The following is a 15,856-nucleotide window of genomic DNA, read 5'->3' on the forward strand; positions in this document are numbered from 1 at the left end:
GTGTCTTCAAGGCTTAAAAGCAGCAAAAAGCTCTGTTTTCTACCGTGAAAAATAATTACTAAATTAAAACAAAAAAACGCCAAAATTTCATTAATTTTGGCGTTTTCCAACGATTTAATTAAATATGAATCGGTAAACCTAACGCTAATTCAGACGCGTCCATCACGATTTCGCCTAATGATGGATGCGGGTGAATCGTTAACGCAATATCTTCTGCATTCATCCCTGATTCGATTGCTAAAGCTAATTCAGATACCATATCACTGGCTCCGACGCCGGCAATTTGTCCACCAATAATTACATTGTCTTCTACCGTTGTAACCAAGCGGATAAAGCCTTCAGTCTTACCTAATGATAAGGCACGACCATTACCAGAGAATGGGAATTTGAAAGCTTTAGCTTCGATTCCTGCTTCTTTAGCTTCTTTGATGGTCATTCCTACAGAAGCTAATTCAGGATCGGTAAAAGCGACAGCTGGCATTGCTTTGTAATCAACAGCAACTTTCTTGCCGGAGATTGCTTCTGCAGCAATTTTCGCTTCATAGCTTGCTTTGTGAGCGAGCGCTGCGCCGGGAACGATATCACCAATTGCATAGATGCTTGGTACATTGGTCCGGCCTTGTTTATCAACTGTAATCAAACCACGGTCCGTCATTTCGACCCCCGCTTGTTCCAAGCCCATATCATTGGTATTTGGCCGACGACCAACAGTGACCATCACGTAATCTGCATCAATCGTTTCTTCTTTGCCGTCCACTTCATAGTGAACAGTCACGCTTTCACCATTGTCAACGGCTTCTCGTGCCATGGCAGAAGTTACTACTTTAATCCCTTTTTGCTCAAAGTCTTTTTCGACCAATTGCACCATATCTTTTTCATAGGTCGGTAGAATTTGCGGTGAGCCTTCTAGAATCGTCACTTCAGCACCTAGGTTCGCATAGGCACCACCTAATTCGGCTCCAATAACTCCACCACCGATAATTACAAATTTCTTTGGTACTTCAGTTAAAGCCAAACCGCCAGTAGAATCTAGAATACGACCGCCAAACTTGAAGCCAGGAATTTCAATCGGACGAGATCCAGTAGCCACAATTGCATTATTAAATGAATAAGTTTGCGCTGAATCAGGATGAATCACCCGTAAATTTTTATCATCAACAAAGAATGCTTCTCCTTCAATGATCTCTACTTTGTGTTTTTTCAACAAGAATTTGACGCCACTCGTTAATTTATTAACGACACCGTTTTGTTTCCAGTCTTGAGTTTTAGCAAAGTCCAATTTGACGCCTTCGCTCGTTACACCAAACATTGCAGAATCAAGCGAATCTTGATAATGATGTCCAGCAGAAATCAAGGCCTTAGAAGGCACACAGCCGACATTTAAACAAACGCCGCCAATGTATTCTCGTTCAATAATCGCTACCTTTTGTCCCATTTCAGCGGCGCGGATAGCGGCAACATAACCGCCAGGTCCGGCACCAATTACAACTGTATCTAATTCAATGGCAAAATCTCCAACTACCATGATTTTATCATCCTTCCATTAATAATAATTCTGGGTCAGCTAATAAACGTTTAATATTGTTCATAGCTTTTTGCGCTGTCGCTCCATCAACAATCCGATGATCGAAGCTTAATGAAAGTTTCATCACACGACCGACCGCTAATTCACCTTCAGAGTTGACGATTGGTTGTTGGGCAATCGTACCAACCCCTAAAATAGCTACTTCAGGGTAATTGATGACTGGTGTGAACCAGCCGCCGCCAACTGAACCGATATTGGAAATGGTAATTGTCCCGTTGCGCATATCGTCTCCTGATAATTTGCCATCATGAGCCAAGGCTGCTTTCTCATTGATTTCATCAGCAATTTTGAACATGCCTTTTGTATCTGCATTTTTTACATTTGGTACATATAAGCCATGATCTGTATCGGTTGCAATCCCGATATTATAGTAATTTTTATAGACGATTTCTTGCGCCGCATCATCGATTGAAGCATTCAAGACTGGGTATTTCTTGACCGTTGCAGTCAAAGCTTTCACTACGTATGGTAAGAAAGTTAATTTTGTGCCATTATCTAAAGCAACTTGCTTGAATTTCTTACGATGATCCCAAAGTTTAGAAACTTCAACTTCATCATGTAACGTTACATGTGGAGCAGTATGTTTGCTGTTAACCATTGCTTTTGCAATCGCTTTACGTGTCGGTGTCATCTTCTCACGCGTTTCCATTTCACTCATGTTAGAAGTAAATGGCTGTGCTGGTTTTTCTGCTGATTTTGGTGCACTTGAAGAAGCTACTGGTGTTTCAGCTGGTTTTTCTGCTGATTTCACCGGAGCAGTTTGTCCGCCACCAGAAACAAAGGCATCAATATCTTCTTTTACAACACGGCCACCTTTTCCTGTCGCTGTTACCTGAGTAATGTCCACGTCTTTTTCCCGCGCATATTGACGAACAGACGGCATAGCCAGAACACGTTTATCTGGGTTGCTTGCTTCAACTACTGAAGAATCGCCCTTTGTTTCAGCTTTTGGTGCTGCTGGAGCTGCTGGTTCGGTTGAAGCCGCACTGGAATCATTATGACCTGGCGCATCAATTTCGACCAAAACATCACCCACATTGGCAACAGTGCCTTCTCCTACGATAATATTTTTGACAGTTCCTGTTACAGGGGATGGGATTTCTTCCACCGATTTATCATTTTGAACTTCTAACAAGGTATCGTCTTCTTCGATCTTGTCGCCGGCTTTAACAAACCATTTAACAATTTCACCTTCCGCGATTCCTTCACCAATATCTGGTAATTTAAACTGGTAGACACCACCGCCATTATTTGCTGACGGTTCTGCAGCTGGCGCTTCTGGTGTTTGTGATTCTGCTGCCACACCAGAGTCCCCTTCATTGTCTTCGTGTCCTGGTGCATCAATTTCGACCAAAACATCACCCACATTGGCAACGGTTCCTTCATCTACAATGATTTTTTTGATGGTTCCCGTTACAGGGGATGGAATTTCTTCCACCGATTTATCATTTTGGACTTCTAATAATGTATCATCTTCATTAATGGTATCGCCAGCTTTGACGAACCATTTGACGATTTCGCCTTCCGCGATACCTTCCCCGATATCCGGCAATTTAAATTGGTAAGCCATTAGTTTTCGCTCCTTATCTCTATTTACTAGCACTTAAGCTAGTCCACAAATGTTGTATGAATTTTCCTAACGTAAAAATCCAGTAATCTCAAATGGATTTCTTTTAGTTTCAATTAATAAATAATAGTAGAAACTAAAACTAGCAATTAAAATTCAACGATTTCTTTTACTTTTGCTTCAATATCCGCTGCGTTTGGCAACCAAATACCTTCCGCTTGCCCAAATGGGAAAATTGTATCTGGAGCAGAAACACGTCCAATTGGAGCTTCCAGTGAAAGAACTGCCCGTTCAGAAATTTCTGAAACAACTTGCGCGCCAACTCCAGCTTGTTTTTGTGCCTCTTGAACAACAACTACACGGCCCGTTTTTTCAACCGATTTAATGATTGTTTCGACATCTAACGGTGCTACTGTACGTAGGTCGATAATTTCTGCATTGATATTTTCCTTTGCTAGATTATCCGCTGCTTTGATTGCTTCACGAACCATCGCACCGTAAGTGATAATCGAAACATCAGTCCCTTCTTTTGTCACCGCCGCTTTATCTAATGGTACTTCGTAGATTCCTTCTGGTACTTCCTCACGGAATGAGCGATAAAGCTTCATGTGTTCTAAGAAAACAACGGGATCGTTGTTGCGAATTGATGAGATTAATAAACCTTTAGCATCATAAGGATTTGATGGGATTACGACCCGTAAACCAGGTGATTGTGCCATCAAGCCTTCTAAGTTATCTGAGTGCAATTCTGGTGTATGGACACCTCCACCAAATGGTGCACGAATAGTGATTGGCAGATTGCGTGTGCCACCCATACGGTAACGGGTCCGCGCCATTTGACCAACAATTTCATCCATGGCTTCAAAGACAAAACCAAAGAATTGGATTTCTGGAACTGGACGGAATCCTTGCAAGGCTAATCCAAAACCAAGTCCGGCAATACCAGATTCAGCCAATGGCGTATCGAAAACTTGATTTTCCCCAAATTTTTCTTGTAGACCTTCTGTCGCACGGAAGACCCCACCATTTTTACCGACGTCTTCACCGAAAACTAAAACTTCTTTATCTTTTTCAAGCATCAGAGCTAAGGCATCTGTGATTGCTTGGATCATTGTTTTTTGTGCCATAATTATTTCGACTCCTTCGCTTCATAGAATTCAATTTGTTCTTTGATATTTTGTGGTTGAACTTCGTACATATTCTTCAAGAAATCAGAAACTTTTTGTTTTGGTACACGGTCAGCATCAGCAATTGCCTGCTTAATTTCTGCTTTAGTATCTTCAATGACTTTTTCTTCTTGTTCTTCTGACCATAAGCCTTTGTCAGTCAAGTATTTACGGAAACGGACCAACGGATCCTTTTTCGTCCATTCATCATCCATTTCTTTTGAACGATAACGCGTTGGATCATCACCAGATAAAGTATGGGGACCATAACGATAAGTTAATGTTTCAATTAAGACAGGACCATTGCCATTGGCTGCCCATTCACGAGCCATTTTAGATACATAATAAACAGCTAGTGGATCCATTCCATCGACTTGAATACCAGGAATTCCGGCAGCGACAGCTTTTTGAGCTAACGTTTTAGCAGCCGATTGTTTTTCACGTGGTGTCGAAATCGCAAAACCATTATTTTGAATATAAAATACAGCGTTCGCACGATAAGCCCCTGCAAAGTTGATTGCTTCATAGAAATCACCTTGAGATGAACCGCCATCACCAGTGTATGTGAAAACAACATTTTTCTGTTTGCGTTTTTTCAAGCCTAAAGCTACACCCGCAGCTTGGACATATTGTGCTCCGATAATAATTTGCGGTGGTAGTGCTTGAAGATCAGCCGGATAATTATTTCCAGCAACGTGCCCACGGGACCACAAAAAGGCTTCCGCTAATGGCAAACCGTGTTTAATCAGTTGAGGAACGTCACGATAACCAGGTAATAATACGTCTTCTTTTTCGAAAGCAAAATGACTAGCCAATTGACTAGCTTCTTGTCCAGCGGTTGGTGCGAAGAAACCTAATCTTCCTTGACGGTTCAATGCAGTCGAACGTTGGTCTAAAACGCGTGACCAAACCATTGAAGTCATCAATTCTACTAATTCTTCATCTGATAAATCAGGAACTAAATTCTCATTTACAATTTTTCCATCCACGTCAAGCGCTTGATACACGGGGAAATCCGCGTTTACATCTTTTAGTAAGGCTTCAAAATCAATCGTTAGCTTTTTTTCTGCCATGGTGTCACACTTTCCTCTCTTAATGAAATAAGTCTTATTCATAGTGCAACAGCAAATCAATCTGTATTATTGCTATTGCCCCTTCCTTTTTAAATTAGCATTTTTGTGTTTAATTGACAACCAAATTGCTCAGTCCTTCTAAACAAATTAAAGCGTTTCATTTTTTGACTTTATGAAATCACCCTTGTTTCATTTCTGTTTAGTATTTTTTTGCGATTATAACTAGAAAAAGCTTACGGGAAAGTCTTTGATTTTGTTGTTTTTATTGTTAAAAAATCGCAAAATTGATTAAACAAAAGCTGATTTCTTCCTCTACTTAAAATAATTAAAATATTTTTTCACAAAAAAGAAACAGAGCAGCAATACAGCCTGCTCTGTTATAGTTCAGATGATTTCAAATCCATTCTTTTGCGATTTTGATATAAAGCACTTTTCCAAGTTGTGTCGCCAGCATATAGGCCGCGACAATTCCTAGATACCATAACCAGTAGGCATTAGGTAAGTGAACAAAATTAAATTGTTCTGCCAACGGTGTGACTACGACTAAAATACCAATCACTACCGCCAATAATAAACTAATAAAAACTTGCGGTGCTGGACGGCTTTGCAAAAAGGGGCTTTTTCTTGTACGAACCATCAACACGACTAATGCTTGCGTCGTAAGCCCCACCATAAACCAACCGGTTTGGAATAAATTTTGACTAGCCAGTGTATTCGCGCCGAAAACAAACCACATTACTAAAAAGGTGATGATATCAAAAATCGAACTGATTGGTCCAATACAAACGGTGAATTTTAATAAACCATTCGTTTCCCATTTAGTCGGTGTTCGAAGCTCTTCTGCATCAACGTTATCCCAAGGAATCGTCAGCTGAGCAAAATCATAAATAAGATTTTGCAACAACAGTTGAATCGAAAGCATTGGAAGAAATGGTAAAAATGCGCTAGCAACTAAGATTGAAAAAACATTCCCAAAATTTGAACTGATCGTAATCTTGATGTATTTCATCATATTGCTGAATACTCGGCGCCCTTCAATGACACCAAACTCCAAGACACCCAAACTCTTTTCTAACAAAATAATCGAACTAGCATCTTTGGTAATATCCGCCGCAGTATCAACGGAAATCCCGACATCGGCTTTTCTTAGCGCCGGTGCGTCATTAATCCCATCCCCCATAAAACCAACCGTGTGTCCTTTGTTTTGCAACGCTTCAATGATTCGTGATTTTTGCATGGGATTTAGTTTGGCAAATAGATGGGTCTTTTCTGCTGCTTGGTACAATTCATCATCCGACATTTCATCCACTTGATTACCTAGCACAAAGTTTTCAGCCGGAATCCCAACGTCTTGGCAAACTTTTTGTGCAACAATGGCATTATCACCGGTTAAAACTTTTACATCAACACCATGCTCTTGCAAAGATCTGATTGCTGGTTTTGCTGATTCTTTCGCTGGATCAAGAAAGCCCATAAAACCCATCAAAGTCATTTCTTTTTCATCGTCTGTTGAATAGATGGCTTCGTCATGAGCATCCCGGTGGACTGCTACGGTGATGACGCGCATCCCTTGCCGGTTCATTTTCTCGTTGACCTTTTGCAATTGTTGACGAATCTCTGATGTTAATTCCAATATCTCTCCATTAATTTCAACGTATTTACAGATTTCTGCCATCTCTTCTACTGCACCTTTGGTAATCATTAACTGATGATCGTCTGTTTTCATAACGACGGTCAAGCGCCGACGTGAAAAGTCAAAGGGGATTTCATCAATCTTTTGAACCGTTTGATAAGGCAGTTGTCGCTCTTGCTCTTCGAAATAATTGATGACGGCAATATCCATCAAATTTTTCCAACCTGTTTGATAGTTCGAATTCATGAAGGCCAAATCCAAAACTTGTTCATTTTCAATCCCTAATGGATCTAGATGCTGGACCAAAACCACTCTATCTTCAGTGATCGTACCTGTTTTGTCCGTACACAATACATCCATGCTGCCTAAATTTTGGATGGAGGCCAATTCTTTGACAATGACTTTATGTTTCGACAAGGTTAATGCACCTTTAGCTAAGTTAGAACTTACAATCATCGGTAGCATCTCAGGTGTCAACCCCACAGCGACCGCGATTGCAAAGAAAAACGCACTACTCCAGTCACCCTTTGTCAATCCGTTAAGTAAGAAGACTAGCGGAAATAAGACCATCACCATTCGTAATAATAACTTACTGACTTTCGTTAAACCTATATCAAAGGAAGTTTTTCCGCGTTTAGAGGTAGCATTTTTAGCGATATCGCCAAAAAAAGTTTGCTCGCCAGTTTTTAAAATAATAGCTTTCCCTTGTCCACTCAACACGTCGGTTCCCATAAAAACTAAGTTAGTCAAATCAAGCGCCGTCAGCTCTGCTGTCACTTCAGTATTTTTGGGGACAAATTTTTCAACTGGCATCGATTCGCCGGTTAATGACGATTGATTCACGAATAAGTCCTTTGTCCAAATCAAGACGGCATCGGCTGGAATCATGTCACCAGTCGCCAAGGTCAAAATATCCCCAGGAACGACTTCGTCCATCGGTATTTCCTTAGTTTCACCATTACGGGTAATTGCTGCTGTATTTTCAATCATTTCCTTCAATTCAATACTCGCTTTTTGAGAGCGATATTCTTGAATAAACGTAATAAACACACTAGCTAAGATCATAATCGTCATGACAGCTGCCGCTTCGAGATCGTTGGTCAACAAAGACACCAGCGCCAAAGCTGCTAAAACATACACGAAGGGATCATTAAACGCTTGTAAAAACAACAGTAGCCCCGGGGTAGGTTTTTGGGCAGATACTTCATTGGGACCATATTCTTCTAAACGACTGCGGGCATCTTCTTCCGATAATCCCTGCAAAGATGTCCGTAAATTTAAAAAAAGGTCACGGTCTGTTAAAATAGCTAATTTTTTCAATTCTTGATCTTTATTGATTTTGCGAGCAAGAAGTTTTTTTTTGTTCATCATAGTTGTTCCTCCTAAAGTTCAGGACAACAGATGTCGCCCTGCGATATTTATTTTTGGGTCGACTATCCTCATGATCCATCTTCCTAACATCCTCTCGTTCATTAGGGAAATATTGGCTTTTAATAGACATATTATTTCAAAAATCGAAAAAATTTTATTGTCATACGCGTTCATTTTTCTAATCTGCTGAAACAGAAAGGACAGCGGATAAAAAAAGCGCGCACTCGAAAATGAGCACGCGCGAATAATCATTCATGTTCATCGTCGAGCTTTAGCACTATAGGGCGTAGACAAACTTGTCAGCTACGTTATGAATCACCTTCACGATGATTCCTGTTCTACCCATTGGCGTCTCTCGACATTTTTGGGCAGTAGCCTGTGTCCATATAGGAGCCTCACCTAACAACTATTTAAATTTCTTCTATCACTATAATCAACTTAGCTAATACTGTCAAACCTTATCTTGAAAAAAATGATTCATTTTCAGAAATTCATCTACTTTTTTATTAGGCATTTTTCCAAAATAGTCAGCAAATTTCTTGCTCCAGTGCTTTGTTTCTCGCGCTTCAGCAAATTCTTCCATTGTATTATCATATTCTTCAATCAATTGATATTCATAGTCTTGATACGTATCATAATGAACGACTGCCGTTTCAGGCAAGCGCGGTTTGATTCTCATTTCAACACTAGGCTTACCTATACTTAATCCAGCAATCGGCAACACATAATCTGGCAACTTCAATAAATTACTAATTTCAGTAATATCTTTTCGAATCGAACCTACCACCACACTGCCTAACCCAAGTGCCTCTGTAGCAATCACCGCATTTTCCAACGCCAAAGCCGCATCAGTTATGGCCGTAATCAGCGGATCCATCCCTTGATCGATCTCGTATGCTACACGGTAGTGTTCAGCAACCTTTTGCGTGCGCTTTAGATCAGCAACAAAAACTAAAAAAATTGAACTGCGTAAAATGTGTGGGTTTCCTGGATTCAGCGCTACCATCTGTGCTCGAATATCACGATCCTTCACAACAATAATACTGTACATCTGACCATTCATCCAACTTGGTGCCTGACGACTCGCCTGTAATATTTTCTGTAGCTGATCTTCTGACAATTGATACTCTTCATCAAAATCCCGATAAGTTCGATGCTGCTTCATCACTTCTAATGCGTCCATTTCATTCCTCCTAAATACGTTATCACAACTATTGCTTCTCTACTAATTTGGTCGTTTGAGCCGATTGCTTTAGCTCTTTAGATATTTTTTGCAACTTTTCGAAAAAAATCTGACAATCGGCTGCAGTCATTCGGGTATAATTGACCCTCATAGCCATTGTATCATTACTAAATAAAAATGAAGGCGCAATCAGAAGTTTTTCTTGTAAAAATACTTCCCACTCTTTTCTGGTCAAAGATTGATGACGCCAAGTTAAATAAGCGTAAATCCCCCCAGTAATTTCAGCGACCTGCCAATCTTCCGCGACACTTCTGGCCTTGTCATTAAAAATGCGCGCCCGCTCCTTCAATTTAATCACCAAATCCTGCTGATTTTTTTCAAAATGCGGATCCGTCAAAGCTGTGTGGGCAATCACTTGAGGAAAGACACTGATTGAAAAATCCATCATTTGTTTGGCTTCCGATAATCGTTGAATCAAATCCTGATCGGCAACGACCCAGCCGATTTTGATGGACGAACCAAAAATTTTCGACAACGAACCTAAATGAATCACCTGATGCGGAGCCAATTCTTTTAAAGAAGGCGGAATCTGATTGAAGTTCAACTCGCTAAAAACCTCGTCCTCAACAATCGGTAATTGATATTTGCGGCTGAGCTCAATTAAATCTTTTCGCCGTCTTTCAGACATAGTTGAACCAGTTGGGTTTTGATAGGTCGGATTCAAAATGATCAGCTTGATCTTTTTTGTCAAAATCAACTGTTCTAATTTGTCAATCCGCATCCCTTCGCGATCCATCTCAACCCCGTAAAGTTTGATTCCCGCGCTAGCAAAAATTGGTAACGAATACAAAAATGACGGATCCTCAATCGCGACGCTGTCCCCGCTTTGCAGCATAACTTGTAATAATAAGAACATCGCTTGTTGAGCTCCTGAGGTAATTAAAATTTGCTTTGGCGAAACCTCAATCTTTTGTTCTACTTTTACGCGCTGGCAGATTATTTGCTGTAACGGCTGATAACCTAAAGGACTCTGTTTGCGTTCTTCTAACAACAATTCCTCCCAAGTATAAGAAGGAAAACGAAAATCGGGGATCAAATTCAAAGGTAGATCACCCGAATATAGATCAAGCGACTCAGGATCTTTTAATAATACTTGCATCTTTTCTAAAAAAGGAACTTTAGGATAGGACTTTTGTGTAAGTAGACTGCGCCAATCCACTCGTGAAATGGTACTCCGTCCCCAGTTACCTTCATTTACGATGGTACCACTACCTTGACGCCGCTGAATCCAGCCTAAGCTGACTAATTCATCTAACGCGTGAACAATGGTAGAACGATTGACACCGTAAGATTCAGCCAACTTGCGTTCAGCTGGGAGCTTATCACCTGGTTGCAACGTACCGTTTTGGATGTATTGAATCACTTGTTCGATAATTTGTTGATAAATTGGAATGGCTTTTTCTTTTGATAAGTGCCACATCGAAATCCCTCATTTACTATTGGATGATTTAAAGCTAAACCAATTGTCAAAAGCTGTCAATTGCTTAACTACATATTATTGTTGAAAATAAAAATACGACTGTTTGCTTCACTTTGTCGGCAATACTTTTCTCCAGTATCCGCTAAATTTTTTACTAACTAGTAATGAGTCCTCGCAAAAAAAGGTCGCGCCAGCATTTGGCGCAACCTCTTTAAAGTTTTCTAAAAGTTTTTAAATTGTATCGCCATTGAAAATCGAGTTTTTAACTACAACATAATCGACTTTCTGTAAGGCCTCTAAATCTTTTCCACCAGCATAAGAAATCGATGATTGCAAGTCTTGTTGCATCTCAACTAAAGTGTCTTTTAAAGAACCTTTATAAGGGATCCAAATTTTCTTACCTTCAACGTTTTTCTTTTCGCCTTTTTGAAATTCTGAAGCACTGCCGAAGTATTCTTTATATACAACACCGTCTTCAACTTTCGTTTCACCGGGTGATTCTTCATGACCCGCAAATAAAGAACCGATCATGACCATCGTTGCACCAAAACGAATCGATTTGGCAATATCACCGTGAGTACGAATACCGCCATCAGCGATAATCGGTTTGCGAGCTGCTTTAGCACACCAGCTTAATGCTGCTAATTGCCAACCGCCAGTCCCAAAACCTGTTTTGATTTTCGTGATGCAAACTTTTCCTGGACCGATTCCTACTTTGGTAGCATCTGCTCCGGCGTTCTCTAATTCGCGAACGGCTTCTGGTGTGCCCACGTTTCCGGCAATCACAAAAGTTTCTGGTAAATATTTTTTTATATGCTTAATCATGTTGATCACTGGATCAGAATGTCCGTGAGCAATATCGATGGTAATAAAGTCAGGGTTCAATTGTTCTGCTGCTAGTTGTTTTACAAAATCATATTCATATCCTTTGACACCGACACTGATCGATGTAAATAAACCACGTGATTGCATTTTCTTGATAAAGGGAATTCGTTCTTCTTCGTAAAAACGATGCATAATATAGAAGTAACCATTCTCCGCCAAAAATTCTGCAATATTCTCATCGATAATTGTTTGCATATTGGCTGGTACCACTGGCATCTTAAAACTAAATTTTCCTAATTTAACGGTCGTATCACATTCTGAACGACTACTCACAATACATTTATTAGGGATCAACTGAATATCTTCGTAATCAAATACTTTCATAATGGCCTCCAATGAATTAGATAAAAAAACATAGGGCGCTATCGCCCTATGTAATTTACAACATATTCAGCTAAAATGCAAGTGGTTTTTTGAATTAACAGCAAAAAACACGAACATTAACTTTTTAAACTAAGCTGTTCCTTAATTTTTTTGCTTGAAGACTGATTAAAAAGATAACATCTTCCATTTCTTCTTCGCTCGTCACTTTCATTTCGATCTGTTTGGTATTTTTTGAGACATCTTCAAATTTTTCTTTGAATTCATCTGACATTACCTTGACCATCGGCGTCAAATAACGAACGCCAAAATCTGGAAATGGTGTGATCACTGAAAAGTAATCTTTATGTATCTTGATATTACAAAGCAAACCATTATATTGTTCAATTACTAATTGCCAACCCGTTTGCTTTTGAAAAATATACTTAATCTTGGGATCATAGTGCCGCATAATTTGTGCTAACAAAATTTTTAAGTATTGTGAATTGGGGAGTTCTGCTAAAATTGTCTGCAACTCGTACTTTTCACTCTCTGACTTAGATTGTTTGCTTTCCACGGTTATCGCCTCTTTCAATCTACTCTTTAACAAACGATAATTTAACTAGAGTCATTAGTTGTATAAGTTAAATTCATTTCATTTTTTCCGTTTTCATATTTCCTTTTAACTTTTTTTTCATATTCAGTTTACCACTTTTAATTAAACCTGTCATTTTTAATACCTCGCTTTATTTTAAAGCATAAAAAAAACGACCAAACGGCCGTTTTTTCCTATTTTAATGATTTGTCGCCGATATCTTGGCGATAAAAATAACCACTTGTATCGACTTCTGCTAGTGCTTGATAGGCTATTTTTTGTGCCGCCTCAATCGATTCCGCCTCAGCTTCTACTAAAAGCACTCGCCCACCTGCAGCTTGGATGGTTCCTTGCGTCTCAGCCACACCGGCATAATAAACCGTTACTTGATCGTTAAAATGCGGAACCCTCATTCCTTTTTGATAGGACCCTGGGTATCCTTCTGCAGCCAACACGACACCGACTGTCGCTCGTTCACTCCATGATAATTCTGGCTTACGGTCATTTAATAGATCATCGATTACTTGAGCAAGATCGCTAGTTAAACGCGGTAAAACCACTTGTGTCTCCGGATCACCGAAACGCGCATTAAATTCAATTACTTTCGGCCCTGCTTCAGTTGCAATTAAGCCGGCATATAAAATGCCAGTAAATGGTGTTTGATTTTTAACCATACCTTTGGCCGCCGGTTCTAAAATCTCTTTTATCCCCATCTCAACCATTTCTGCTGAGATTTGTGGAACCGGTGAATAAGCACCCATTCCTCCGGTGTTGGGACCTTTATCGCCATCATAAGCCCGCTTATGATCTTGCGCAATCACCATTGGATAGACTTCTTCATTTTTTACAAAAGCCAGTAGCGAAAACTCTTCCCCAGCTAAAAATTCTTCGACCACTACTTTATCGCCGCTTTCACCGAAACGATGATCCGTCATCATTTCTTTTAACGCCTGCAGTGCTTCATCCAAATTCATCGCTACAACTACGCCCTTACCAGCGGCTAGGCCATCTGCCTTAATCACAATTGGCGCGCCTTTTTCTTTAACATACTCACAAGCTTTTTGATAGTCCGTAAAAGCTGCATAATCGGCTGTAGGAATCTGATTATCTACCATGATTTTTTTCGCGAATTCTTTTGAGCCCTCGATCATTGCAGCCGCTTTATTAGGGCCAAAAATTTTCAATCCTGCCCGTTCAAAATCATCAACGATTCCATTCAGCAATGGAATCTCCGGTCCTACAAACGTCCAAGCAACCATTTGCTCTTTCGCAAAAGAAATCAAAGCTTCATGATTATCTTCGGCGATTTCCACCAATTGAATCCCATCTTTTTTCATACCGGGGTTGCCCTTAGCACAGAAAACCTCCGTTACCTGCGGACTCTCCAACATTTTTTTTGCAATCGCGTGCTCGCGGCCTCCGCTACCAATAATTAATACCTTCATCGAATCCTCCTAAAAATTAATGTCTGAAATGGCGAACACCGGTGAAGACCATCGCAACCCCATATTTATTAGCCATTGCAATCGAATCTTTGTCACGGATACTTCCACCAGGCTGAACAATCGCTTTAATTCCATGCTGCGCCGCATATTCCACACTGTCATCCATTGGGAAATACGCATCACTGGCTAAAACAGCGCCATTCATCCGACCTTTCGCTTCTTCTAAAGCAATTTTAACAGAACCGACTCGATTCATTTGTCCAGCGCCTACACCAACTGTTTGATGTTCATTTGCCACGACAATCGCATTCGATTTCACGTGCTTAACGGCTTTCCAGGCAAAAGCTAGAGCTTTTAATTCTTCCCCTGATGGTTCCCGCTCAGTGACAACTTCCCAGTCCGCTGGAATTTCTTCGACCACATCTTGATCTTGAACTAACAAGCCTCCTAAAACTGAAACGACTTCTGGCTGATTGTTTGTTTGTTCACTGAAGTCTAACGTCATCAAACGCAAATTCTTCTTACTTGATAACACATCAAACGCCTCTTGGCTGAAGCTTGGTGCAATAATGATTTCTAAGAATAATTTATGCATTTCCTCAGCAGTCGCCAAATCAATTTCGCGATTGGCTACTAAGATCCCACCAAAGATCGAAGTTGGATCGGCTTCGTAAGCAAACTGATACGCCTCAAAGATAGTCTGTCCGCTACCAATTCCACAAGGATTCATATGTTTCAACGCTACGACTGTCGGATCGGTGAATTCTCGGGCAATCCGAATGGCCGCATCAGCATCTTTAATATTGTTGTAAGATAACTCTTTACCATGTAATTGTTGAGCACTAGCAATCGAGTATGGAGTTGGTATGGCATTTTGATAAAATGCCGCACTCTGATGGCTATTTTCACCATAACGTAAAGTTTGTTTCAAATCATAAGTCAATGTCAATTTTTCTGGTTCCGTTTCGGCAACCGCTTTAGTCAGATATTCAGCAATCAACGCATCATAAGCCGCTGTATGACGAAAAACTTTTGCTGCTAAACGTTTGCGTGTTGCTAAAGAAGTCATTTGATTTGTTTTTAGCTCAGCTAAAACAAGCACATAATCTTTTGGATCAACCACGACTGTGACCGAATTGAAATTTTTGGCTGCAGAACGTAACATACTTGGCCCGCCGATATCAATATTTTCGATTGCATCTGCCTCGGTTACATCTGGTTTCGAAATTGTTTCTTTAAATGGATAAAGATTTACACAAACAAAATCAATTGGTTGGATATCGTGAGCTTTCATAGCTTCCATATGGCTAGCTAAATCTCGTCGCCCTAACAATCCGCCATGAATTTTTGGATGCAATGTTTTTACTCGACCATCCATCATTTCAGGAAAGCCCGTCACTTCATCGATACTGAGCGTCGGAATGCCCGCTTCATCCAAAACTTTCTTTGTTCCTCCAGTAGAAATGATTTCAATTCCGGCTTGAACCAAACCTTTAGTAAATTCTACAACTCCGGTTTTATCTGAAACACTAATTAATGCTCTTGTCATCGTGACACTCCTTTTTGATAGTAA

11 protein-coding genes and 1 riboswitch are annotated in these 15,856 nt (G+C 40.2%); all 11 genes read right to left on the reverse strand.

Features of this window, described 5'->3' with window-relative positions; translation table 11 throughout:
* Positions 1-118: 118 nt before the first annotated feature.
* Positions 119-1,525, reverse strand: coding sequence for a dihydrolipoyl dehydrogenase (gene lpdA, locus EP1_RS01915; RefSeq protein WP_067622532.1), 1,407 nt, complete (start codon positions 1,523-1,525; stop codon positions 119-121).
* Between the two features lie 7 nt (positions 1,526-1,532).
* A complete protein-coding gene (locus EP1_RS01920) occupies positions 1,533-3,155 on the reverse strand; it encodes a dihydrolipoyllysine-residue acetyltransferase (RefSeq protein WP_067622537.1) in 1,623 nt (540 codons plus the stop codon).
* 146 nt (positions 3,156-3,301) lie between these two features.
* Positions 3,302-4,279 carry an alpha-ketoacid dehydrogenase subunit beta gene (locus tag EP1_RS01925; protein WP_067622540.1) on the reverse strand — a complete coding sequence of 326 codons (978 nt, stop codon included), beginning with the start codon at positions 4,277-4,279 and terminating at the stop codon, positions 3,302-3,304.
* Between the two features lie 2 nt (positions 4,280-4,281).
* Positions 4,282-5,391 (reverse strand): pyruvate dehydrogenase (acetyl-transferring) E1 component subunit alpha, encoded by a 1,110-nt coding sequence (gene pdhA / locus EP1_RS01930; RefSeq protein WP_067622543.1) that lies wholly within the window; start codon positions 5,389-5,391, stop codon positions 4,282-4,284.
* A 394-nt stretch (positions 5,392-5,785) separates the two neighbouring features.
* Complete coding sequence (mgtA, locus tag EP1_RS01935) at positions 5,786-8,392, reverse strand: magnesium-translocating P-type ATPase (protein WP_067622660.1); 2,607 nt, start codon at positions 8,390-8,392, stop codon at positions 5,786-5,788.
* 252 nt (positions 8,393-8,644) lie between these two features.
* Positions 8,645-8,809, reverse strand: a riboswitch (M-box (ykoK) riboswitch).
* Between the two features lie 37 nt (positions 8,810-8,846).
* Positions 8,847-9,578 (reverse strand): nitroreductase family protein, encoded by a 732-nt coding sequence (locus tag EP1_RS01940; protein ID WP_067622548.1) that lies wholly within the window; start codon positions 9,576-9,578, stop codon positions 8,847-8,849.
* A 28-nt stretch (positions 9,579-9,606) separates the two neighbouring features.
* Entirely contained in the window at positions 9,607-11,058 is a 1,452-nt protein-coding gene (locus EP1_RS01945; protein ID WP_067622552.1) for an aminotransferase-like domain-containing protein, read from the reverse strand.
* A gap of 231 nt (positions 11,059-11,289) precedes the next feature.
* Entirely contained in the window at positions 11,290-12,267 is a 978-nt protein-coding gene (guaC, locus tag EP1_RS01950; RefSeq protein ID WP_067622556.1) for a GMP reductase, read from the reverse strand.
* Between the two features lie 124 nt (positions 12,268-12,391).
* Entirely contained in the window at positions 12,392-12,820 is a 429-nt protein-coding gene (locus EP1_RS01955; RefSeq protein WP_067622559.1) for a DUF3788 family protein, read from the reverse strand.
* A gap of 212 nt (positions 12,821-13,032) precedes the next feature.
* Positions 13,033-14,283 (reverse strand): phosphoribosylamine--glycine ligase, encoded by a 1,251-nt coding sequence (purD, locus tag EP1_RS01960; protein ID WP_067622563.1) that lies wholly within the window; start codon positions 14,281-14,283, stop codon positions 13,033-13,035.
* A 16-nt stretch (positions 14,284-14,299) separates the two neighbouring features.
* Entirely contained in the window at positions 14,300-15,832 is a 1,533-nt protein-coding gene (gene purH, locus EP1_RS01965; protein WP_067622567.1) for a bifunctional phosphoribosylaminoimidazolecarboxamide formyltransferase/IMP cyclohydrolase, read from the reverse strand.
* Between the last annotated feature and the right edge of the window lie 24 nt (positions 15,833-15,856).

This window comes from Enterococcus pseudoavium NBRC 100491 (genome assembly GCF_001544295.1).
GTDB classification, from domain to species: Bacteria; Bacillota; Bacilli; order Lactobacillales; family Enterococcaceae; genus Enterococcus_A; species Enterococcus_A pseudoavium.